At 51.6% G+C, this 22,390-nt stretch carries 27 protein-coding genes; 7 read left to right on the top strand and 20 right to left on the bottom strand.

Translation table 11 applies throughout. The annotated features are described in order from the left end of the window. Window position 1: 1 nt before the first annotated feature. The 11 genes from NT073_RS04250 to NT073_RS04200 form a co-directional block, all read right to left on the bottom strand. Window positions 2–1,405, bottom strand: a complete 1,404-nt coding sequence (locus tag NT073_RS04250) for an efflux RND transporter permease subunit (protein ID WP_297369290.1) — start codon at window positions 1,403–1,405, stop codon at window positions 2–4. Window positions 1,406–1,524: 119 nt separating this feature from the next. Continuing rightward, window positions 1,525–1,755: a heavy-metal-associated domain-containing protein gene (locus tag NT073_RS04245; protein ID WP_012931250.1), complete on the bottom strand. Its 231-nt coding sequence runs from the start codon at window positions 1,753–1,755 to the stop codon at window positions 1,525–1,527. A gap of 229 nt (window positions 1,756–1,984) precedes the next feature. Further along, entirely contained in the window at window positions 1,985–2,551 is a 567-nt protein-coding gene (locus tag NT073_RS04240; protein ID WP_297369287.1) for an AraC family transcriptional regulator, read from the bottom strand. A 54-nt stretch (window positions 2,552–2,605) separates the two neighbouring features. Continuing rightward, complete coding sequence (locus tag NT073_RS04235) at window positions 2,606–3,082, bottom strand: DUF3347 domain-containing protein (RefSeq protein ID WP_297369285.1); 477 nt, start codon at window positions 3,080–3,082, stop codon at window positions 2,606–2,608. 38 nt (window positions 3,083–3,120) lie between these two features. Further along, on the bottom strand, window positions 3,121–3,900 hold the full coding sequence (locus NT073_RS04230; protein WP_297369283.1) for a hypothetical protein: 780 nt from the start codon (window positions 3,898–3,900) through the stop codon (window positions 3,121–3,123). A gap of 6 nt (window positions 3,901–3,906) precedes the next feature. Further along, window positions 3,907–4,623: a DUF2231 domain-containing protein gene (locus tag NT073_RS04225; RefSeq protein WP_297369281.1), complete on the bottom strand. Its 717-nt coding sequence runs from the start codon at window positions 4,621–4,623 to the stop codon at window positions 3,907–3,909. A gap of 70 nt (window positions 4,624–4,693) precedes the next feature. Further along, the gene (locus NT073_RS04220; protein WP_297369279.1) at window positions 4,694–5,137 is read right to left on the bottom strand and encodes a 5-fold beta-flower protein; all 444 of its coding nucleotides are present in this window, start codon (window positions 5,135–5,137) and stop codon (window positions 4,694–4,696) included. A 20-nt stretch (window positions 5,138–5,157) separates the two neighbouring features. Then, window positions 5,158–5,817 (bottom strand): class I SAM-dependent methyltransferase, encoded by a 660-nt coding sequence (locus tag NT073_RS04215; RefSeq protein WP_297369277.1) that lies wholly within the window; start codon window positions 5,815–5,817, stop codon window positions 5,158–5,160. A 3-nt stretch (window positions 5,818–5,820) separates the two neighbouring features. After that, window positions 5,821–6,684 (bottom strand): DUF2911 domain-containing protein, encoded by an 864-nt coding sequence (locus tag NT073_RS04210; RefSeq protein WP_297369275.1) that lies wholly within the window; start codon window positions 6,682–6,684, stop codon window positions 5,821–5,823. A 13-nt stretch (window positions 6,685–6,697) separates the two neighbouring features. Beyond that, window positions 6,698–7,789 (bottom strand): hypothetical protein, encoded by a 1,092-nt coding sequence (locus NT073_RS04205; protein WP_297369273.1) that lies wholly within the window; start codon window positions 7,787–7,789, stop codon window positions 6,698–6,700. 226 nt (window positions 7,790–8,015) lie between these two features. After that, window positions 8,016–8,462 (bottom strand): hypothetical protein, encoded by a 447-nt coding sequence (locus tag NT073_RS04200; RefSeq protein WP_297369271.1) that lies wholly within the window; start codon window positions 8,460–8,462, stop codon window positions 8,016–8,018. 179 nt (window positions 8,463–8,641) lie between these two features. On the opposite strand from NT073_RS04200, the gene NT073_RS04195 reads away from it, so the two are divergent. After that, complete coding sequence (locus tag NT073_RS04195) at window positions 8,642–9,010, top strand: four-helix bundle copper-binding protein (protein ID WP_297369269.1); 369 nt, start codon at window positions 8,642–8,644, stop codon at window positions 9,008–9,010. Window positions 9,011–9,071: 61 nt separating this feature from the next. Here NT073_RS04195 and NT073_RS04190 read toward each other — a convergent pair whose 3' ends face one another. Continuing rightward, window positions 9,072–9,965: a sialidase family protein gene (locus tag NT073_RS04190; protein ID WP_297369267.1), complete on the bottom strand. Its 894-nt coding sequence runs from the start codon at window positions 9,963–9,965 to the stop codon at window positions 9,072–9,074. A 1,235-nt stretch (window positions 9,966–11,200) separates the two neighbouring features. Then, window positions 11,201–11,806: a YceI family protein gene (locus NT073_RS04185; protein ID WP_297369264.1), complete on the bottom strand. Its 606-nt coding sequence runs from the start codon at window positions 11,804–11,806 to the stop codon at window positions 11,201–11,203. Window positions 11,807–11,921: 115 nt separating this feature from the next. Here NT073_RS04185 and NT073_RS04180 point away from each other — a divergent pair, with 115 nt between their 5' ends. The 6 genes from NT073_RS04180 to NT073_RS04155 all read left to right on the top strand — a co-directional run bounded on the left by NT073_RS04180 (window position 11,922) and on the right by NT073_RS04155 (window position 16,329). Continuing rightward, on the top strand, window positions 11,922–12,308 hold the full coding sequence (locus tag NT073_RS04180; RefSeq protein ID WP_297369261.1) for a hypothetical protein: 387 nt from the start codon (window positions 11,922–11,924) through the stop codon (window positions 12,306–12,308). 96 nt (window positions 12,309–12,404) lie between these two features. Next, window positions 12,405–13,628, top strand: a complete 1,224-nt coding sequence (locus tag NT073_RS04175; protein WP_297369258.1) for a di-heme oxidoredictase family protein — start codon at window positions 12,405–12,407, stop codon at window positions 13,626–13,628. An 18-nt stretch (window positions 13,629–13,646) separates the two neighbouring features. Beyond that, window positions 13,647–14,120: a Rieske 2Fe-2S domain-containing protein gene (locus NT073_RS04170; RefSeq protein WP_297369255.1), complete on the top strand. Its 474-nt coding sequence runs from the start codon at window positions 13,647–13,649 to the stop codon at window positions 14,118–14,120. After that, entirely contained in the window at window positions 14,120–15,460 is a 1,341-nt protein-coding gene (locus tag NT073_RS04165; protein WP_297369253.1) for a hypothetical protein, read from the top strand. Before NT073_RS04170 ends, NT073_RS04165 begins: the two co-directional genes overlap by 1 nt. 183 nt (window positions 15,461–15,643) lie before the next feature. Next, window positions 15,644–16,015 (top strand): hypothetical protein, encoded by a 372-nt coding sequence (locus NT073_RS04160; protein ID WP_297369252.1) that lies wholly within the window; start codon window positions 15,644–15,646, stop codon window positions 16,013–16,015. 92 nt (window positions 16,016–16,107) lie between these two features. Next, window positions 16,108–16,329, top strand: coding sequence for a hypothetical protein (locus NT073_RS04155; protein WP_297369250.1), 222 nt, complete (start codon window positions 16,108–16,110; stop codon window positions 16,327–16,329). 125 nt (window positions 16,330–16,454) lie between these two features. On the opposite strand, the gene NT073_RS04150 is transcribed toward NT073_RS04155, so the two are convergent. The 7 genes from NT073_RS04150 to NT073_RS04120 form a co-directional block, all read right to left on the bottom strand. Continuing rightward, window positions 16,455–17,168, bottom strand: coding sequence for a DUF4198 domain-containing protein (locus tag NT073_RS04150; protein ID WP_297369247.1), 714 nt, complete (start codon window positions 17,166–17,168; stop codon window positions 16,455–16,457). 41 nt (window positions 17,169–17,209) lie between these two features. Then, on the bottom strand, window positions 17,210–19,225 hold the full coding sequence (locus tag NT073_RS04145; RefSeq protein WP_297369245.1) for a heavy metal translocating P-type ATPase: 2,016 nt from the start codon (window positions 19,223–19,225) through the stop codon (window positions 17,210–17,212). Window positions 19,226–19,230: 5 nt separating this feature from the next. Continuing rightward, the gene (locus tag NT073_RS04140; RefSeq protein ID WP_297369242.1) at window positions 19,231–19,857 is read right to left on the bottom strand and encodes a hypothetical protein; all 627 of its coding nucleotides are present in this window, start codon (window positions 19,855–19,857) and stop codon (window positions 19,231–19,233) included. Window positions 19,858–19,895: 38 nt separating this feature from the next. Continuing rightward, complete coding sequence (locus tag NT073_RS04135) at window positions 19,896–20,126, bottom strand: hypothetical protein (protein ID WP_297369240.1); 231 nt, start codon at window positions 20,124–20,126, stop codon at window positions 19,896–19,898. A 159-nt stretch (window positions 20,127–20,285) separates the two neighbouring features. Then, window positions 20,286–20,864, bottom strand: coding sequence for a D-sedoheptulose 7-phosphate isomerase (gene lpcA / locus NT073_RS04130; protein ID WP_297369237.1), 579 nt, complete (start codon window positions 20,862–20,864; stop codon window positions 20,286–20,288). A 16-nt stretch (window positions 20,865–20,880) separates the two neighbouring features. Next, complete coding sequence (locus tag NT073_RS04125) at window positions 20,881–21,540, bottom strand: DUF1345 domain-containing protein (RefSeq protein ID WP_297369233.1); 660 nt, start codon at window positions 21,538–21,540, stop codon at window positions 20,881–20,883. A gap of 71 nt (window positions 21,541–21,611) precedes the next feature. Beyond that, a complete protein-coding gene (locus NT073_RS04120; RefSeq protein ID WP_297369230.1) occupies window positions 21,612–22,373 on the bottom strand; it encodes a transporter in 762 nt (253 codons plus the stop codon). Window positions 22,374–22,390: the final 17 nt, after the last annotated feature.

Below are 22,390 nucleotides of genomic sequence, written 5' to 3'. Positions count from 1 at the left end.
GTTAGCGCGTTTGTGGGGTGGGTTCAGGGACCGGTTGTCCATTGATGTAGTCACCTTTCCCATGGCCATTGGTGGCCGATGGTGTGTCGTTGACCGTGCCGGATGGCGGAACAGCAGGCTCCCCGTTACGTGTTGCCGTTAACTCAGCCTGCCGAACGGCTAAATTCTTGTACGCATTTTCGGCCATGATAATACCGTTATCGACGATCACGCCAATCGCCAGGGCAATGCCTGTTAGGGACATGATGTTTGAGGAAATGTCGAAGGCGTTGAGCAGAATAAAGCTCGTGGCAATGGTAATCGGAATTTGAATGATGATACTGACGGCTGACCGCCAGTGCAGCAGAAATAGAATCACCACCAGCGAGACCACAATCATTTCCTCAATCAATGTATGCTGAATGGAGGCGACCGACTCCTGAATCAGCCCGCTTCGGTCATAGACGATATTGAACTTGACCCCTTCGGGCAGGCCCTTCGCGACTTCTTCCATTTTCTGCTTGACGTTGCCAATGACCTCATCAGCATTCTCGCCGTAGCGCATCACCACGATCCCGCCCACCGCTTCGCCCTGCCCGTTGAGGTCAAAAATGCCTAATCGGGTCTCCCCCGTCATTTGGACCGTTGCCACGTCGGCCACACGCACAGGGACGGTGCTGAGCGTCTTCAGTGGAATGTTCTGAATCTGCTCAACGGATTGCAAATAGCCTGTCGTCTTGATGATGTAGCCGATACCGCTCAATTCAAATTTACGGCCCCCAGCTTCGTTATTGTTGGCCCGGATAGCCCCGATGACCTGCGGTACGGACAGGCCATAATAGGTCAGCTTGTTGGGATCCAGTGTAACCTGGTACTGCTTCTGAAAACCGCCGAATGAGGCAATTTCAGCGACACCCGGTACGTTTTGCAGGCCAAACTTGACGTACCAGTCCTGCACGGCCCGCTGTTCGCCCAGGTCCATGCCGGGTGCTTCTAACGTGTACCAGAGAATATGTCCCACGCCGGTGCCATCGGGGCCAAGGGTTGGCGAAACACCTCCGGGCAGCAGCCGGGCGGCATAGTTGAGCCGTTCTAGCACCCGTTCTCTGGCCCAATACACCTCTGTATCATCGTTAAAGATCACGTAGACGAAGCTCATGCCGAACATGGACGTACCCCGCACGTATTTCACCTGCGGCAAACCCTGTAGGTTCGTCACGAGCGGATACGTAATCTGGTCTTCGATGAGCTGCGGAGAGCGGCCCATCCACTCGGTAAAAACAATCACCTGATTCTCCGACAGGTCAGGAATCGCGTCAATCTTTCCCGTCTTTACCGAGTACACGCCCCAACCAAACAGGCCCGATGCCAGCAGCAGTACCATGAAGCGGTTACGGAGCGAAAATTTCATCAATCCTTCAATCATACCGATTGGCCGGTTTGTCGGTCTGTACGACCCGGCGCGTTTTAGTGTTTCATCCGTGGGCAGCTTATAAAAAAAGCCGCCTGTTCGTGGCGGCTTTCAAGGTCGAAGGGTTTCCCAGCTTATTGGGGTAACACTTCGGCTTTGTAGCCTGCCTGCTGTACGGCTGCTTTGACGGTATCGGCCGTAACGCCGAGACGTTGGACCGCTTCCGTCTGCACCGTCAGCACTTTATCGGGATTCTGCGTATCGACCTGCCAGTTGCCTGCGCCAACGGATTCGTTTAAAAAAGGCGTTACCGTGGCCACGCAGCCCCCACACTTAATATTTGTTTTCAGTTTTATCGTTTCCATGACCATTTCCAGGTTTGTCTAAATTACCCGGCAAAGGTCGTCATGAAGCGGTATGGAGCCGTTATACAATTCCCGCACGCGCTTGCAAGATTTTAGTTCGTGTGCCCTTGAAGCAGGTTTTACTGGTTTACCTAGGCCCCCGTCAAAGTCTGCTTTGCTTTCCGATGCGCATCAAAGTGTATTAGCCGACAGTTCAGTGCGTTTAACGTGTGTAGTCGATCCGATCGCTTTATATCCAGTCCAATGGGTTTCGGTCGGTCGTATGCTGATTCCGGTAGGCAGCGGGTGTCAGGCCGGTTACCTGCTTGAACTGATTCGTCAGATAAGCCACACTACTGTACCCTAACTGTTTGGCGATGTCGCTGATGGAAATTTCGTTGTAGCTCAACAGTTCTTTGGCCCGCTCGACCCGCTGAAGTATCCAGAACTTTTCGATAGTTAAATTCTCCGTTGTGGAAAACAGATGGCTCAGGTGCGCGTAGTCCAAACCAACATGGTCGGCTAAATAATCAGACAACGTCGTTCGTAGCCCAGCGATGTGCCCGCTTTGGATCAATTCGATAATCAGGGTTTTGACCTGGTTAACCACGCGGGTCGTTTTATCGGTTAATAAAGCAAACCCATGCCGCTCCAGCATGGCGGTAATTGTCGTCAGATCAGCAGAAGACTCCTCCAGTAGAACCCGCCCCAACTCGACCTGCGTGACCGAATAGCCCAATCGTTCCAATTCGGTGCGCACGACCCAGATACAGCGGTCGCATACCATGTTTTTAATATAGAGTTCCTGTAGAGCCATCAGCAGTAAGTTCCCCGGAGACAATCCGTTAGATCGTCTCCGGGTGGTGTAACACTATATTTCTTCTTTTACTGACCCACACTTCAGCATCTTGTCACCGTAGTATGGATTTCGTACCTCACGGGTAGAACTGAGCCATGAGGCGCCCTTACCCTCAGCGGCCATCGGGCAAAACTGGACGTATGTTTTAGCGGGCTTAATGGCTTTTGCCAGGGCAATCATGCTCATTGAGAGGGCCTCGAACTGCTCCCGTTGTGCGTTTACATCCGTCGACTTGCTAATGGCAGCGGCTTTACTTTTCGCCGTCACCAAGGCTTTCTTATCGGTAACGGATAGCTTGCCAGCATCGACCTTCCCCAGCGCATCGACCAACGTGGTTGCACCCGTTTTGGCTTTCCCGGCATCGGTCGCGACGAGGGCATCTTTTACCGTGTAATAAGCGGTGAGTGCCGGTGTCGTCGTTTGGGCAGAAGCAGCCAGTGAGACTAATGATAGGCCCAGGACGGCCATGGTTAATCGAATCGTTTTCATTGGTTATCTAGAATTTACTTGGTAAAGTATTTGATTGATTACAAGGTGGTTGGTAACGATTTTCGTCCTTGTTTCGGCTTCCGCCTTAACTGGGGAGACGAAACGAAATACAGCGCAAACCCCGACGAGATTGTCAGCAATCCGAGTATAGAGAAGGCCCGAAGCAGACCATTATTAATGTCGTCACGCCCTTCGTAATCCATCGTGTGGAGCATCCAGAGCATATCAAAAATGCGCCAGGGGTCGGTTCGCACGGTTTGCACCGTACCCAGTTGTGCCGCAACATATACCGTCGCGTGAGCCGGTTGCCGGAACGTAATGGCATAGGCGGGCAGCGGCTTTTCACGGTACTCGTGGTGCCCGCTGGTCGTTGTCAGGTACTCAACCCGCTCAACGTCGGAGGGGCCACTAAATCGTTGCCGGGCCAGGGCAGTAGCCTCGGTTTGCGTTAGCTCACCCCGCAATTGACCGGTCTTCGCGTCTGCCAGTTGGGTATGAGTCATGACATGACCGTTTCCATGCTGCATCAGATAGCTTAGCTGGTAGAAAGGCCGGTTGAGTACCTCGATCAGGGTCACCGTCAGAACGGAAGTCATGCCCATCTGCTGTAACGCGTTCATGGGAACGGAAGGCGAAACCAGCGATTGGGGGACGGGAAATCCCGTCGTGGCCCGTTTCAGATGGTCACCGTGAATATCGTCGAGGTTTGACCAACTGAAATACAGTCCGCCCAGTGTCCACAGCAGGAACTGAATGCCGATGAACAGCCCCAGATACCGGTGGGTTTTACGAATGCGCAGATGCCAGGTTCGATTCATACCAGCTTATTCGACTTTCTGTGACTGTTTATGTTCGTGCCGGTTGCCATCGGCGGGTTCCCCCTCATGCTGTTCGAGGTATGCCCCCCGTGGGCCAATACCGTAGAGGTACGTCAACGCGCCCCCCTGATGGCCGGCCAATCCGACAGCAATGCCCGCCCCGACCAAAGCAAGGGCCGCTACGCCTTCCAGCCACTTCAGGGGTCGCCAGAGCGTTATGCCTTTAAGTAACGTTCCCGCCAGCCCCAGCCAGATCGTATAATCTGCGTAGGTTTCGTGGGTTTCTAAAGCTAGTTGTGCCGCATCGCTCAAGCCGTCCGTATGCGGGTGCACATACGTGCCCGCTACATACGCCCCCACCGTTCCAACGGCAGCGACCAGCAGCGTTATCCAATTGAGCGGCCCCGATGGTTTTAGTAAAACTACCAGCTGTAACAACGCGGCCAGCAGTAGCATACTGATAGGCACGTGGACGATCATCGGGTGATACGTCGGATAAGCGTCCAGTGGAGCAGGCATAGGTGCCATCGCCTGAACCTCATCCATGTGCATACTATCGGCAACCATACCTACATGATTCATCGACTGATGATGGCTCATGCTCGAATCGCGACGGGTTGAGTCGGTTGCGGCTTTCTTCTTGTGTTTTCCACCATGTCCAAAACCGGGTTGAATCAGTAACAGAAGAGCGGAAATCAACCATAGTGTCCGAATTTGCTTCATTGTTTCAGGTGATAAATGGGTAGCCTACATCAACGGGTATTGGGATGCCAACCGGAGGAACTTGCCTGGCTTACTTCATGTGCGTATGCCCGGCCTGAAAGCAATGCAGCGCACAGGCCGACCCTTTATAGCTGTCGTGCACATTGCCGATTTTAGTACCTTTGGCGTCGAAAATGTCGCATGTATTGTCGGCATTGTCCTTAATGGTGAACATCAAATCGCCGTTGGCATCCATGTATGTTTTGCCATCTTTGCCCATTCTTCCCATTTTCTTGCCCGTTTTCGCATCCACAAGGTTGCCTTGACCATCTACGAAGGCAATTTTTTTACCGGTAGCATCCATAATCATCCGGTCTTTTGAAATGGTGCCAACGGCTTTGCCCGCCCCATCTTTAATCTGTCCAGTGGCAGAAATAGTCATTGGCTGTTTGTAGTTGGCCGATTGGGCGAACAAGAGTGAAGGCAGGGCCATGAACAAGGCCAGCATCAGCATTACGGTTTGTTTGGTTTTCATACTATTCGTTGTTTAAGCAATTAGGCTGGCTTTACTGCGTAGTGCAAAGCCAATGTTCCAAAAAGCGTGTTGACTTGACTGGTCTGAGTAATCTGACGAAAACCCCCACTGTAGAGCATATTCGGTAGTCGTCCCTCTACGTTAGCTCTGGTTGTATCGAACCCGTCAAAGAACTGAAGACCGTAAAACAACAACCTCATAAATTCATTGGCCGGCTTGCCCCAATCCGCCAGCATTAATACACCTCCCGGTGACAATACCCGATGCATCTCCAAAATCGATTGCCGTTTATCCGCATCAGACAGATGGTGCAGCAGAAGACTACAGGTAACGATGTCCATGCTACCGTCGGGATAGGGCATTGCTGTTGACAGGCCTCGATCCAGCGTGAGAGGCCAGCCTATCACCGCCTGTTTTTGCCGGGCAATAGCCAGAACCGTTTCATCACCATCCAACCCAAACACACTAGCTCTAGGAAACTGCCGATGCAATAACATGGCCTGTGTACCCGTGCCACACCCCACGTCAAGGATGTACCTGGGCTTGCTGTCCTGAATTGGTTCAAGCAGTAGCGTCCGAAAGTGTTCTTCCTGCATGGTTAGCGCCATTAGCCGGTCATAATACCGGGTTAAGCCGTTCCAGCGCAAGGCGGGTTTGTACGAAGCAGTAGCCGGTTTCATGGTTTACAATTTCTTTTCCCACTCAGCAATGAGCTGATTATTGAGTGTAACGTACTCGGTAAACTTCTTCTCGGCGGCCATTGCTGCTGACTTCCGGGCAGCAGCAATGGCCGCTTTGTAATCGCCTGTTTTCGCCAGCAACTTGGCTTGCAGATGCAGGTAATTGAACGCCGGTTTGCCGGTAGCCGCTTTGGTGGCCCACGTCAAGGCCTGTTTGGCATCCTTGTTTGTGTCGAAATAATACAGGGCCGACTGGTAAAATACGCCCGACTCCTCATCGGTAGCGGCTGCCGTGCGTTTTAGGATGTCCGCCGTAATGCGCTCGTCAGCGTTGCTCACGAGCGGAAAATGCACCGACGTATTGGCCCATGTCAGGTACAGATTGGCCTGATTCTTTACCAAATCCTGCACCTCGATGGTGAACGACTCATAAAACCGCACGGATGAATCAGGTTTGACCGTAAACCGCAGCACATCGTTCTTCGCTTCGTACCCCGCCGTGCCATGCCCTTCCGTATACGAGTTCAGGATTACCGTCCATTCGGTGCGGGTTGGGATGGTGAAGAGCGAATATTTGCCAGCAGGTAGGAGTTTACCGGCTACGGTCATCGGATCGGTAATGGTCAGGATGGTGGCATCCGACGCGCCGGTGCGCCACAACTCGCCATAGGGGACCAGCTTGCCAAAAACGGTTCGGCCCTTCACTGCCGGGCGCGAATAGTCGATGGTCAGGTCTGTAAAGCCAACCTTTTGTTTGACCGTTGCTGATGGGGAGGGTTCTGGTAAGCTCAGTTGTGCAAGGGTCGCTTGCGTAAACATACCTGTCAATAGGATAAGCGTAGCAATTGTTTTGGTCAGTGCGATCATGGCGCGAATGGGTTTAGTATTTGAGGACAATGCCGTTGGGCTTTTTACCCACCGAGATGTCTTTAATTTTGCTGCGTTTAGCAACGTCCACCACGGATACCGTAGCCGCCCCCTGATTGGTGACGTAAGCGGTTGCGCCATCTTTGGTGAAGGCAATGGCGTGCGCGTCGAGGCCCGTCTGAACTTCACTCATCTTCATCCAGCTACCATTCATACGCTCGAAAATAGAGACCTTATTACCTGTTCCGGCCTGGCTGACCCAGAGTTCGTTACGGGTGGCATGGTACGCTGCGTAGCCAGGCGTGAAACCCAGCTTAATCGTTTCCACAACGGTTAAGGTCGCTACGTCGATCACGCTGATGCTTTGGCCTTTTTCATTATCTACATACATCCTGCCATCGGCTCCGGGCCACGCGCCAACCGGGTCATCGCCAACCGGAATCGTCTTGGTAACCGACTTGTCGGTGACCTTGATGACCGTGACCGTATTGCTCATGCCATTGGCCACGAATGCGTATTGACCGTTTGCCGACATCGTTACTTCGGCTGGTTCCATGCCTACCGCGATGGTATTCTTCAATGCCATCGTAGCTGCATTATACACCAATACCTTGCCGGCATCATCCATCTGGGAGGTCCATATTTCGGAGCCGTCGGGCGAAAACACGGCGTTATGGTTCATCACCGGTGTTTGCTGGTTGACCGTCGTCGCGCCCGTTTTAGGGTCTACCACCAGCACCCGACCGGTCATGCCTGATGTGCCACCCGCATGACCGGCGCTGAGGTCCATACCCGGTACCCCAACGCCGAGTTTGCTGCCATCGGGGGATAGGTAGATGTGATGTGGCCACATGATCATGTCGGTCATTGACATCGTACTGTGGCCGCCTGAGGCTTCGCCAAAGGAGATCGTTTCTTTCACCTGCTGACCAGCCAGATCAATAACTGACAGGCTGTTCCCCTCAGCATTGACGACGTAGGCAGCGGGGTAATTAATGTTTAGTTCGGGTTGCATGGACGACATGTCGTGCATGTTGCAGGCTGATAAGCCCAGCATCAATAAGGCCGCTATAGCCAGCGCCCGTCCGGGAGTTTGGTTGTTCATTGGAAAAGATAGGTTGTGAAAATGATGTCTGACAGCTGACCGAAGGCTAGGTTCCTTAGCATAGAAACCGCTCAGCTTAGACAGGATCAAAACATAAGGAGCACCTCGGCCGGTATAGCCGCTGGTCGCATGAGCAGGGAACCCCGCTTAACAGAGTCGCACAAAAAAACCGCTGACCGGGACGTTCAAATCCGTCCGCCAGCGAGTAGCGACATGAATCGTTGGCTCAAATAAGCCAGGTACAGAGGGAGGTCAGACGAAACCGACCCGTTCGATGGAGTGGGGTGTCGGCAAACGAAGAAATGGGTTCAGCCGAAGAGAAGGGCAGCAGAGCCGCCAGCAGAAGCTGAAATTGGGGATTGGGTAGAAAATCTGCTGGCTGGGGAGCCTGATGCGGGTGATAGTCGGCCACGAAGCTGCTCACATCGAGGTGTTCATAACTGAGCGTTGTCTTACAGCAGGGTACTCTTTTAACGACCGGTTCGCCCGTTGCCGGAACTGATGGTTCGTCAGCCAGACAGTGTTTGGGACAACTTCTCTGAACTGCCAGCAGGGTCTTCGAGTGGCCGCGCATCTGACACCAGTGTTCCACCATACCAAAGCCCATGCTGCTTACCAAAACCAGAAGGGCCAGCCAGCAGCAAAATAGACGGGTATGTAGGGATTTTGGCATTGAATACACGATTACCGAAACAAAGGTAATTGCTTTTCTAAACAGATGATTTACAGGATTCCGTGTAGCCTTTACAAAATTTATAGAAGTGAACCGTATCCTTAGCGAACGGGATTAATCCACTCAACCTATCGACGTTGAATCAGTTAATCTAACTGATAACCAAAACGTCTGTTTGTATGGAAACTGCCTTAGCCCCCCAACATTTTCAGGAATGTATCGACGCCTGCCAGGACTGCGCCGTAAGCTGTGATGCCTGCGCCGACGCCTGTTTAGGCGAAGTGGATGTAAAAATGATGGTCAACTGCATTCGACTCGATCGCGATTGCGCCAGGATTTGTTATATGGCCGTCACCTTCATGGCCAGTGGTAGTCCCCATGCAGCTGATGTCTGTCAGCTTTGCGCCCACCTTTGTGAAGCCTGTGCTACCGAGTGCGGAAAACATGCTGACCACATGGATCATTGCCGACAGTGCGCCGAAGCTTGTCGGAAATGCGCTGAGGAATGCCGTAAAATGGCTCAGGGTGCCCACGCAATGGCGGCTTAATAAATCGTAAAGCGAACAAGCTCCATCGGGTTAAAACCTAGTGGAGCTTGCCAGTTCATGCTTACGGCTTAGGGCGTAAAGTAGTTGTAGCCATCATCACCTGCCCCTCTGACTCCCAGACGCACATTACGGTTTGACCCGCAACGGCAATACTGGGCATCTGACCTTTACCAACCTGGAGTGTTGGATTAGCCGCTGATTTGACCCAAATGATGCCTCCCTCATCCCAAGCTAATACGGGTTGTGCTGTTCCAGCAGCTAAGGTTATGTTACGACCCGTGGTAATTGATTGCTCTGGCTCACCGGGTAAACATGTATATAGGTTATTTTCACGTCGCCAGGCAGTAATGGGCTGACCTGCTGCTGAAAGAACGACCGCGCCCCCATCCATCGGACAAGCCGTTAATTTCCAGGTGCCCGTACCCAGTTTTTGGGCAGGAGCGTAGGTCTTGCCACCATCCGTCGAGTGAATCAGATGTAAGTCACGTGAACCGCCCAGCCAATTGCGGAACTGTACATATACATCATTATTTTTAGCGGCAAGTGAAACCTTACAGCACTCGCAAACGGTGCCATCAGGCGATCTATAGATAACCTGATTTTTGGACCAGGTGCGCCCCCCATCCCGGGAAGAGGCTCCGACAATTTTATTCTTCTTATCGTCACGCAGGTCAAGCCAGGCGGCATGGAACAAGCCATTGCCACTACCGGCGATGGCTTGAAAGCCTTCTTTGGCGATCTCGGGTACATCATTAACCTGTACGGCTGGAGACCACTGATTTGTAGCTCGGTTGAGTGAGTACGCATAAATATCACCTTGCCGGTTAACGGCGGTTATCACAATAAACTGATCCGTGATAGCCAGTTGTGGGCCACGCTTGGCCCCGGCCACTAAATTGGGAAGGGTCGCTACCTTACTTGGCGCGTTAAAGGATGCCGTTTGGCTTTTGGCCATAGCGTAAAAGATGGTTGAGTCTTGGCCGTACACCAGATGCATTGCCCCTTTTGTATCAGCTATAATAACGGGTAGATGGCCAGACGCGACTTTTTGAGGAGTTGAGGGCTGACAAGTTGCGGAGAGAACCCATAGCTGCAATAGAAAAAATAATAGATTGCGCATAACAGAGAGGAACAAGCAAATGAATTTACGAATATGATAAAGCGATTCTAGCCTGATATATAATGGAATGTTACCACGACACCTCTTCAAGTAGTTGAAATCAAGTGACTATCGAAGCACATTAACGATTTACTTCATGTAGAGATTAAATAGCTCGAAACCCACTCCTATGGCTTCTGAATGGGTTGCCTGATCCTATTTCACGCTACCCATAATGATATTCGGATTGGCTCCCCTCCTACTCAACCGGCCATTTTCTCCCAACAAATGCCGGGCCTGCGGCGGACCGTACCGTTGCGGATAACGGATGCTTTTAATGAACTCGTTAACTTACTATCAATGACTAAGTTGTGTTACTATTATCTAACCCTAGAAATCGTTCGCGAAAACATCGGTATTTTAAATCAGGCGATTACAGCAGTTCATTTCTCAGCGAGTTTGAGTCACTCCATATTCAACGGACAAGGCTTTTCTGTGAGATGATTATTTCGATACACCTTACCTCCATTAAGATGCCCAATTAATTTTTCGGACACATACGGTCGCGCTGCATCATATCGTCCGTGGTGACCGTCCCCGGCCGGGCCTCAGCCGCCGAAGTGGTCGGAAATTTACCGACAGAGGCCAGACACCTCTTTGTTTGGTTATGCCAATATTAGGCTCAGAATAACTAGTAAGAAACCATCTCTTCAAACGCCCGTTTTGAAACGTGGCTTTATGAGTACTCCATCGTCTCGCATAGGAGCGTTTTTATAAGACGATGAGCTTTTTATTAATTGTCCAACTTAGCTAGTAGCTTACGGGTGTGATCCCTGATTAAAAAGATCATCGTTTGATTGGACGGATTTAGCCGTGTTGGTATTACCAAAAACTTTTCATTGATAGGAAATTATGACGCTATTAATTGATTTAAATACCCTTTTTTGAACAGAAACCGTTGGTCAAGTAGGAGAGGAACCTGTACGGATATAATTATGAATGGTTCCCAAGTAAAAGGCTACGCAACCTATACCAGAAGACGTATTGGGAGCTTTTCGCTATTTTTATTTGACTATAGCTAACCAAATGGCTCACTTGTTGGCTATTAGTTTCAGTTCAATATCAAAATCATCATAGATCGCTTTGTCGCCAAGGGCGTCAAAGAAAGATGTTGAGCCGTACTTGATGTCGTATTGGGTTCGGTCAAGCGTCACTTTACCCTGCGCTTCCACCGTCGCTCCATCTTGTTTCACCCGAACAGGGAATGTTACAGCATTCGCAATCCCTTTGATACGCATAGTACCCGTTACCAGGTAGGTGGTGGCTCCCTTCGGCATAACCTTCGTAATGGTAAATGAGGAAGTTGGGTGCTTGCCTGTTGAGAAGAAATCGTCGGACTTCAGGTGACCGATCAGTTTAGCGTTGTATTCCGGATCGGTCAAATCGGTGCAGACAATGCTGTTCATGTCGAAGGTAAACTGGCCACCCGTCAGCTTGTTATCATCGAGTAGCAATGTGCCATCGGCGAGCTTTACCGTACCCATATGCTCGCCTGTTACCTTTCTGGCTTTCCAGTGCAGGCTGCTCTTCGATACATCTACTTTATACGTGTCTACGTAAGGTGTCTGTTTACTACGTGTGGCCATTGTGCCAATTGTGAGGAGTAGAATAGCGGCCAGTCGATAGAGAATTTTCATTTCAGAAGAGCTAGGTAGATCCTGTATAGTACAATGTACGCTAACGTTGAAATGAATAGGAAATTGTACCTATACAAATTTTCTGTAGATTGCACCGAATGGCTTCAACTGCAACTTGTTAGCACACGCGCCCATACGGCAACGGATTGCCCGGCTCCTGCTGGGCTTACTCCTGTTGATGCAAATCAACTCGGTGCTGTTCCGCCATGCACACCGGCTGGCCAACGGACAGATTGTTACCCACGCACACCCCTACAACCTCTTTAGCAAATCCTGTCCGCTGTCGGCTAACCCGCACACGACCCACGAATTGCTCCTGCTGGATGCGGTCAGCAACGCAGCGTTCGTACCCACGTTTGCGCTACTGATCGCCTTTCTGCTGCTGTTGGTGCGCTTTATTATCCGTTCCGTTCCGGCTGCCCCTACAAACAGGATACGGACGGTATGCCTGGCCCGGCCCACGCTGCGCGGCCCGCCCTCCCCGCTCTCTTTCCGGCATTAATAGGCCCTTCCGGTCTGGTTCTGGCACTAAGTAGCCACTGGTTCATTGCGACCGGGGTGTACAGTGCCACTGTATTCACTTTTTTCCTGCTTTTTGATGAAGAAGATAACACTACTCTATCTAGTGCTTTCGGTAATTGTGCTCGTGGCAGTGGCCTGCGAAGCGCTTTTGCCAGCGGCTCCTGCCGACGATGCCCTGCTCGACGGGCCAATTGCCGAGCTAACCCCGGAACAGAATGCCCTGTTTGCGCTGGGTGATGCCGCCTTCAACCGCGACATTTTTACCCCGGCCACAGGCTTGGGGCCTATTTTCGTGGCCAGCTCCTGCGGCTCCTGCCATGCCGGTGATGGGAAAGGAACGCCCTTTACCACCCTCACCCGCTTTGGACAGCATGATGATACGGGTAATCGGTTTATGGGGCAGGGTGGCCCCCAACTGCAAAACCGGGCCATTCCGGGCCATACCGCCGAATTACTACCTGCGGGTGCGGTCTTCTCTAGGTTTACCCCACCTGCCAATACCGGACTGGGCCTACTGGCTGCCCTTTCCGACGAGCAGATTCTGGCAAATGCCGACCCGACCGACCGGGACGGGGACGGTATTTCGGGCGTACCCAATTGGATTCATGCTCCCCATTACTTCAAACCGCAGTGGTTCCATAAAGAACAAAACGACAGGTACGTTGGGCGATTCGGCAAGAAGGCGGCAGCTATAGACCTGTTGCATCAGACCGTCAATGCTTACAAACAGGATATGGGCATTACCTCCGAGTTTGATTCCGAAGATCCGATCAATTACAATGTATCCGGGCAGGCTGGCGACGGCGTAGATGACCCGGAGGTAACGTCGGCAAAGGTCAATGCGGTGGTATTTTACCTGCGAACATTAAAAGTGCCCCTGCAACGTACCCCCGCCGACCCAATGGTAGTGGCGGGTAAGCAACTGTTTATCAGCCTGGATTGCGGCAAATGCCACACGCCCGACTGGAAAACAGGGCAATCGGATGTAGCCGCGCTGGCCAACCGGACTTTCTCACCCTATACCGACCTGCTGCTGCACGATATGGGCGCGGGCCTTGACGACGGCTACACCGAAGGGATAGCTAAAACCGCCGAATGGAAGACACCCGCCCTGTGGGGCCTGGGCCTGTCGCAAAATTCCCAGGGGGGGCGGGTATTCCTGCTCCACGATGGTCGCGCCCACTCCGTAGACGAGGCCATCCGGCTGCACGGCGGGGAAGCCAGCCGTAGCGTGGAAAAGTACGCCAACCTGGCTGAAGCCGAACGCGGTAAGCTACTTCGTTTCTTAGACACTCTCTAACCTCACCGCCTTTTTATTATGAAAAAAGAAGTAAAATTAACCCGACAGGACTTCCTGCGGCAGGCGGTCCTGAAAACCTGCGGTATGGCCTGCTTGAGTACATCCGTGCTGACGGCCGCCCTGACGAGCTGTGCGAGCGTCTATTACGCCCAGGCTCCGCGCATCAAAGGCTGGGCGATTCAGATCAGCAAGAAAGAATTTGACCTTGATCCCAACGGCAAACGGCAACGCCCGTTTATGGTGGTCGAAATGAAGAATCAGACCCACCCGATTTATCTGCGCCGGGTTGGGGGCGACAACTTCACGGCGGTACTGATGCAATGCACCCATCAGGGCAATGACCTCAACGCTCACGACGGCTACCTGTCGTGCCCGGCCCACGGCAGCGAATACGACACCGATGGTCGGGTAACGGAAGGCCCCGCCGAGGATAGCCTGAAGCGATACACCGTGACAACCGACGAACAGTACATCTACATCAATATTGCCTGATGATGAGAACACTTTATTTTTTGATTGGGTCTACACTGATACAAGTGGCGGTTTATGCCCAGCCTGACGCGGCCCGACCCGTTTCAACCTCGGCTACGGCGGCTACTGTGGTGACCGTGACCAAGCCGATACCCACTGATTCGACCCCCATGCCCAAAGCGTTTGCCGACTTGTTTTACCGGGATTCGACGCTTCGCAAGGGTAAACAGGAGAAGGGAGCCCTCAAGATTAATATGGATGCCACGTATGACCGGCCTTTTCTCACGTCAACGAAGGCCCCCGTGTCGATTGGGGGCTATCTGGAAGCCAATACCCAGTATATGCAAACCAATGGCAAGACTGATGGCCTTTCGTTTCAGGCCCGCCGGATGACCATCTTCCTGGCATCGAGCATCAACCGGCGGATCAAGTTTCTCTCCGAGATCGAGTTCGAGGACGGCACGAAGGAAATCAACATCGAGTTTGCCGCAATGGACATCGAATTGACTCCGCTGCTGAACCTGCGCGGGGGCATCATCATGAATCCGATTGGTTCCTTCAACCAGAACCACGATGGCCCTAAGTGGGAGTTTATCGACCGGCCAATTTCGTCGGTGACGATTATTCCCTCCACCTGGAGCAATGTGGGCTTTGGCTTATATGGCAAGAAATACACCGCTAACTGGGTATGGGCGTACGAAGCGTACCTGACCAATGGCTTCGATGATCAGATCATTGCCAACGGCCAGAACCGCACGTTCCTGCCCGCCACCAAAGCCAACCGCGATCGCTTCGATGAGAGCTTCAATGGAGTGCCGTTAGTTACGCTCAAAATGGCTTTCAAACGACGCAAATGGGGCGAAATCGGCCTGTCGTGGATGGGAGGGGTATACAATAAATTCCAGATTGATGGGCTGGTACTCGATCAACGTCGGCGGGTCGATGTGTGGGCACTGGATTTCAACACAACCCTACCTACGGGTACATTTATCAACAGCGAATTCGTGTGGGCCAGCATCAACGTCCCCGCCACCTACACCCAGCAATTTGGCCGGATGCAGCAGGGCGGCTGGATTGACATCGTGCATCCGTTGGTGAAGAAGACCATGTTTGGCTGGAAAAAAGCCGTTGTCAACGCGGCTCTGCGCGTGGAGCGGGTTGATTACAACGTGGGTACATTCGCCGAAACGGGTGATCCGCTGCGGGATGATCTATGGGCTATCGTGCCGGGGCTGAGCTTCCGGCCTTCGCCTACGACGGTGATTCGGGGTAACTACCGCTACCACTGGCAAACCGATTTACTGGGCAATCCCCCCGCCCGCACAGCCGGGTTTCAGTTTGGTTTTTCAACCTACTTCTAACATTACTCACCCCAATGGTTGCTAGCCGTTGGGGTTTATTTTCTATGAAACACAAAGCCCCGATCTTAAACCGTACCATCGGACGGCTGCTTATACAACGTTTGCCGCCTTTACGGCTGCCATGGTCGTTATGAAATTCTGATCACTTACAAGAGGCTATGACTATTCCTAAACCATTTTCATATGAAGTTTTTGTTTTGTCTCACGCTGGGCCTGTTGTCCTGCCAATCGATAAGGCCGTTGACTCATCGTCACTGGTGCGACCAGCCTACCCGTAAACTGCGCTGGCTGAACCGAATGATCCAGGAGATAGGCGTTTTTCCAACGGCTCAGCATACGTGGGAAGTCCATCAAGCGCATTATTGGGGGCAAGAAGTATTCATCGTGCACCTGTTTGGACAGGATAGAAAGGGCCAGGGATTTTTTCTGTATAATCATGCTGGCGAATTGATTTCCACCTGGAAACAGGCTGACTCCGTTCATTTAGCGGATTTGATCGGTGACCGGATGCTGATCGCAAACACGGGCCGATCTAAGGTGAAAGGCAATCAGTAATTTTCTTTTTCGATTACACCCAATCTACCTCGAACATACAGTAGATTAGGACAGTTAAGTCGTAGACAAAACCACGTAACAACGTCTAGATTATGGCACACGAACATCACAAAGAAGCCGCTTATCATTTCCGTAAAGCAGCTGAATACCATGAAAAAGCGCAGCAACTCCATGAAGCTGGCAATCATGAGCAGGAAGCTCACGAAGCGTATGTGGCCTATGGCCACCATAATTTAGCGGATCAGCATGCGCTGGCTGCGGCTGAGCATCACGCTGAACGGCACGACGCAGGACACAGTGATCCGGTTGCCTAATTAGGTAGTTAGTAACAAAAGCTTCCCCGGAGTCTGGCTTTGGCTGTCTCTGGGGAAGCTTTTTTATTTACCTACGTAGCGGTTATCAGGCATTCATTCGGGTGAGCAAACGGAACCAATCAAGCTTAGGGAGCCACAACCAGCGTTAGGGCCGTTTTATTCCGCACAGCCTGGTAGTTTTTGTCCTGATATTGTCCGGGCGTTTTGTCCATAAAGTCCACATCCACCACGTACTGCCCCACTCCAGTCGGCGTTAGCGTTAACCGACCGTTGGCATCAGTGATTTGTTTGATCTGCTTCCCATCGGGACTGGTCAGCTTGAGAGGGGCGTTTGCATAAGCAGCACCGTCTTTGGTAACCCGTAAGGTAGCCGGTTTGCCTAGTGCGAATCCCGTTTCGGGCGTTACGTCTAGATAATGAACGGGTTTGGCAAACAGGCTTCCCTCACCCACCTGACAGATGGCCCGCAAATACTCGCGGGGCCGCACAATGCCCAGTTTGTGACTGGTCCAGTCCTGCACGTCACGGGTATCGTTGACCAAAAGCACCTGGTACGTACCGGCCTGGCTGGGTGTAAACTGCGCCTGATAGCAGTTCTCGGCGGGTGATAACGTGAGCGGCTGAATCGAGCCATCGGGCAGCAGCACCGAGGCTGTAAAGGCCTTGATGCCCGCCAGTTTATCGGCTTTTTCGCGCAGTCCGTTTTCCAGTTCGCCGAAGTAGCATTGTACCGTTACTGGTTCGCCGACCTTACCCAAACCTTTCAATTCGAGCCAATAACTGTGGGCCTCGGTTAGCAATGGGCACAGACACAATAGAGCAATGATGATTTTCTTCATAATTCAGACGGAACAGGAGTTAAATGGACAAATCTTGTTGCTTACTTAAATTTGAGATTCTGCACCCGTACGGCGTTCAGGATGGCCAGCATCGCTACGCCCACATCGGCAAAAACGGCTTCCCACATGGTGGCTAGGCCACCCGCGCCCAGCACCAGGACTATGGCTTTGACCACTAGCGAGAGCGTAATGTTCTGCCAGACGATTCGGCGGGTGGCCCGCCCAATCTCAACCGCCGTAGCAATCTTGGCGGGTTCGTCATTTTGAATAATGACATCCGCCGTTTCAATCGTGGCATCCGATCCCAAACCACCCATCGCCATACCTACGTCGGCGAGCGCCACTACCGGTGCGTCATTTACCCCGTCGCCGACGAAGGCCAGCTTCGCTTTAGGGTTAGTGGCCTGTTCGCTTTTTAACCGCTCGACCTGCCGAACTTTATCTTCAGGCAACAAATCACCGTGCCACTCGTCTACGCCGACCTGTTTGGCAACAGCCTCAACAACCGCTGATTTATCCCCCGATAGCATGACCGTACGAATACCATCCTGTTTCAACCGCTTGACCGCTTCCGCTGCGTCCGCTTTGAGCTCATCCGCAATCGTGAAATAACCAGCAAATTGTCCGTTCAACGCCGTCATAATGATGGTATACGGAATCTGGGTTAGTGCTTCATCGAAGGCTACACCGAATTTCTGGAGTAACTTCGCATTCCCGGCTAGCATCTCTTTTCCATCCACCCGACCTTTCAGGCCATGCCCGGCGATTTCTTCGACGCCCTCAACCGAAACGGATTCATGGCCTTTTTCCCCGACCTGGATTCGGGCGTGCTCTAAGATGGCGGTAGCTACCGGGTGCGTTGATTTGCTTTCTAAAGCGGCCGTCAGCTGGGTTAATTCTGTTGCATCAATGCCAACCGGCTTAACTTCCTGTACCTTGAAGACACCCTTCGTCAGTGTTCCTGTTTTGTCCATCACAACCACTTTGAGCTGCGTCATTAAATCCAAAAATACCGAGCCTTTGAACAAAATTCCCTGCTTGGAACCAGCCCCGATACCGCCAAAATAACCAAGCGGAATGGAAATCACCAAGGCACAGGGACAACCGATGACCAGGAAGACAAGTCCCCGATAGAGCCAGTCGCGGAATTGATAATCGGCCACAAAAAAATACGGGATGAATGTAATCAGCAGCGCTAAGCCGCAGATGGCTGGCGTGTAGATTTTAGCAAATCGGGCAATAAACTCCTGCGTTTGGGCTTTGCGCCCAGTAGCTTGCTGCACGAGTTTAAGAATTCGGGACAGTTTGGAGTCTTGATAGAGCGTGGTCACATCCATTTCGACCAGGGACTGTCGATTAATCATCCCAGCGAGGATCGCTTCTCCCTCATGAATGGTTCGGGGAACGCTTTCGCCCGTCAAAGCGGCTGTATCAAACGAGCCACTATCGGAACGCATGGTGCCATCTAAACCAACTTTTTCGCCGGGTTTCACTTGCACGACGTCCCCTATGGCAACTGAAGCCGCTTTCACCGTTTGTGCTTGTCCATTACGCAATACCGTCACTTCATCGGGTCGTACATCCAGCAGCGCTTTAATCGAACGGCGTGCCCGGAGTACGGCGGCATCCTGAAACAACTCACCGATTGTATAAAATAACATGACGGCAACGCCTTCCGGATATTCGCGAATACCAAAAGCACCTAGCGTTGCGACGCCCATTAAAAAGAATTCGGTGAATACATTCCCACTCACAATTCCTTTCCAGGCCCGCTTCAGCACGGGCCACCCAACGGGCAAATACGAAATAACATACCAGATAAACCGAATTGGGTCTTTGAACCACTGGAAGGACGAGCCGGTTTTAGCGAAATGATCCAGCGCAATACCACCTAATAAAAGAACCAGGCTAATGATGACCGGCGCATACGTTCGCCAGGTTTGCTCCGGCCCTTTTTTTGCCGGGGCGGCATCCGCTACCGGGGTTGTTCCCTCTTCAATCAGATCCACATCGTCGTGGTCATGATCGTCGTGATTATGAGTATGATCGTCTGCCATAGTTGTTAAAATTCAATAAAAAAGTTTATAACCGCCAGCCCGACCAGTGTCAGGCCAGTAAGTAGATTCTCGTTATGTTCGAACCAATGGGAATTTATCCGACTTAGTCCCCCTCGTCCAATGCTCACCATCAACAGCATTCCAGATAAAGTAATTACATTGTAGATCAGGGCAACCTGTAGGACGGCTTGCCAGCCCTTAGCCCCTGCACTCAGAAAATACGTTTCGATTTCCAGGCAGGGAGACAGGAACATGGCGACACCCAGTGATAGAAGTAACATGCCAAACGAACGAGCTTTCCGGGTTGCTCCCGCATCAATGTGGTCATGAACGTGTCGATGCCGCAGATGCTGCATCAGATACCATAGCCCTAGGGCTAGCAGCAACAACGGAATGGCCCGCTCCGAGAGATCATGGTAGTTTGCCGCCAGCTGCCAACCGGCCAGACTGACCAGTACACCCAGCAACGTGGTGCTGAGCGTGTGGGCGAGTCCCGCCAGAGCTGTCACCAACAGGGTCTGCCGTCCACTCCAATGTTCGGCTTTACTGATGGTCACAAAAGGCAGCCAGTGACTGGGAATCAGGGCGTGTAACAAACTAAGCGTTAAACTTCCTACAAGTAGATCATTCATTATTGAGTAAGGTCGGTTAATTTCGAGCTACCAACAGCTCACTTATTCCGCTTCGCACTATAGTAGGCTTTCTTGGAAATATTGATCGGTGCTGTTTTCTGACGGTTTGCAATCGAGTCATTCAGGGGCTCTTTTACTTGTTTATGCTTCTTTTGCTTAATGCTAATCAGGCCAGTCCAACCAGCTAAACGCCAGAGACACCATCCCAAGAAAATGACTAGAATAGCTAAGCCAAAAATAGCTTGTAGCGTACGAATTGTATGAACCATTATAGGCTGTAGTTTAATCTTGGTAACGGACCAATAAAATAACATTAATTGACTGAATCTGATCGTCGATTATAAGGACACGTTGTTATAACTGGCAATCCTTGCATGGGTTAGTCTTCGCAAGTGCTCAAACGAGCTACTACGAAGATTACACCCCACTTAATTGACTAAGGTTTCAATCAATTGAATCAGGATATGGATGACTTTACCGTGTATTTCCTGAATTCGGTCCGCATAGCCTACATGAGAAACACGTATTTCCACGTCCGCTTGTCCGGCAAGCTTTCCCCCGTCGTTGCCCGTCAGCAGAACGACTACCATCCCCTGCGTCCGGGCGGCTTCTACAGCGCGAATCACATTGGCCGAATTGCCGCTTGTACTAATGCCCAGTAGCACATCGCCATTACGGCCCAAGCCTTCGATGAAGCGGGAAAACACAAATTCGTACCCATAATCATTACTCACACAGGTCATGTAACTTGTATCCGAAATAGCCAGACCCGCCAGAGATGGTCGGTCATTCCGGTATCGACCGGAGAGTTCCTCCGCAAAATGCATCGCATCACAGTGAGAGCCCCCGTTTCCACAGGCTATAATTTTATGGCCTGTGCGCAGCGCATCGGCCATCAAGTGCGCACTCGCTTCAATAGCCAGTAAGTTAGCGGGATTAGCTATGAACGTAGTCAGCACCGACTGGGCCTGTTGAAGTTCTTGCTGGATAAGGGCTTGATGAGTCATACCGATTACGTATTTTCTATAGCAGGCTGGCTATCGCATTGATGCTGAAGGCAATGATGATTGTATTAAAGGCAAATGACAGTACTCCATGAAGCAGTGTGATTCGACGTACCCGGCTGGAGGTGACTGAAACATCGGAAACCTGACAAGTCATGCCGACTACAAACGAAAAGTAGGCGAAGTCCAGGTAATTAGGTGACGCTGTACCCGGAAAGGTCAAACCACCTACCTGGCGTCTGTCATCAGCATCATAAAAATACAGATGGGCGTAATGCAGGGTAAAAATGCTGTGAATAAGCGTCCAGGCACTCCCTACCGTCAGAGCCGACAACACAACATGGCGGGCTGATTCGGCTGAAGATAACCCTTTTATCGAGCCCAGTAGCACGATCACAGCAAATAGGCTTAACAAGGCGGCACCAATGGTAAAGCTAAAAATGACAGCCCGACTATTATCTTCCCGTTGCGCCATTTGTTGGGCGTTCGTCCACCCAATGATGAACCAGACGAAGCCTAGTATGGTCAATGCGTAGGCTAGACATATAAGTAGCAAGCGAGTCTGCCAGTTAAACCATCCATTGGTTACCAGCCAAACCGCGATACCAACGCCCAGGGCAATTAGCGACCGGTGAAAGGCGCTCAAGACTAGTCGGTGGCGTTTGTTGTTTTTCGTCATGACATACTGTAATTGGACCAGGAGGCTATTGCTTTATATCTCTTGTTGGTTCTATAGCTAACACCTGGCGGTCAAGCGATCATACCCAAAATTAAAAACAACAAGAACCCAGCGAAGAACGTAGCCGTCAGCCACGGCTTTTCCGGCCCTTCATGGGCTTCAACCAGCAATTCCTCTGTGACTAAAAATAATAGTGCAGCCAGCCCAAATGAGAGGACAATGTCTAGCCCCGTTTCGGGAAGATTGTGCAGCAACGTGGCTCCCCCCACAGTACTGGCAAAAAACAAGGCCGATAAACTCAGCAATAGACGAATGATTCGGGCGCGAGAAACCCCTTCATCGGTGAGTGAAGTTGCCGTAGCCAGTCCTAATGACAGTACCTCAACCCCCAGCGCCAGAGCCAACAGAATTCCCTCTTTAGCACCTGCCGCAAAGCCAATACCCAGCAGCAGGCCGTCAATAAACAGATCTACACCAATAGCCAGTAGAAAGGCTACTGGAAACACGCCCCCTTGCTGATTTGATAGAGTACCTGTGGGCGGTTCACCTTCAGAAGACGCTTTTTTCGGCGATTCAGTAAGCCTGCGAATCAGTAACATTAATCCAATTCCCAGACTGAAACCCAAGACGGTTAGCCACGGATCATGTAACCGAACGACATCCGGTAGTATTTCGACCGCAACAACCGAAAAAACGACTCCAGCTGCGAAATGCAGAATAGCTGAACGCGCCTGCATCCCGAATCGAACGGACAAGGCTAATAGGCCACCGCCTGTCAGGGCCAGAGTTGGTAGCAGCGCATACGTAATAATCTGTTGGAAAAGGGGGGTCATGAGGAGTTGATTACTAA

Source organism: Spirosoma sp. (genome assembly GCF_026391055.1).
Taxonomy (GTDB): Bacteria; Bacteroidota; Bacteroidia; order Cytophagales; family Spirosomataceae; genus Spirosoma.
This window is presented reverse-complemented; position numbering and strand designations above follow the sequence as displayed.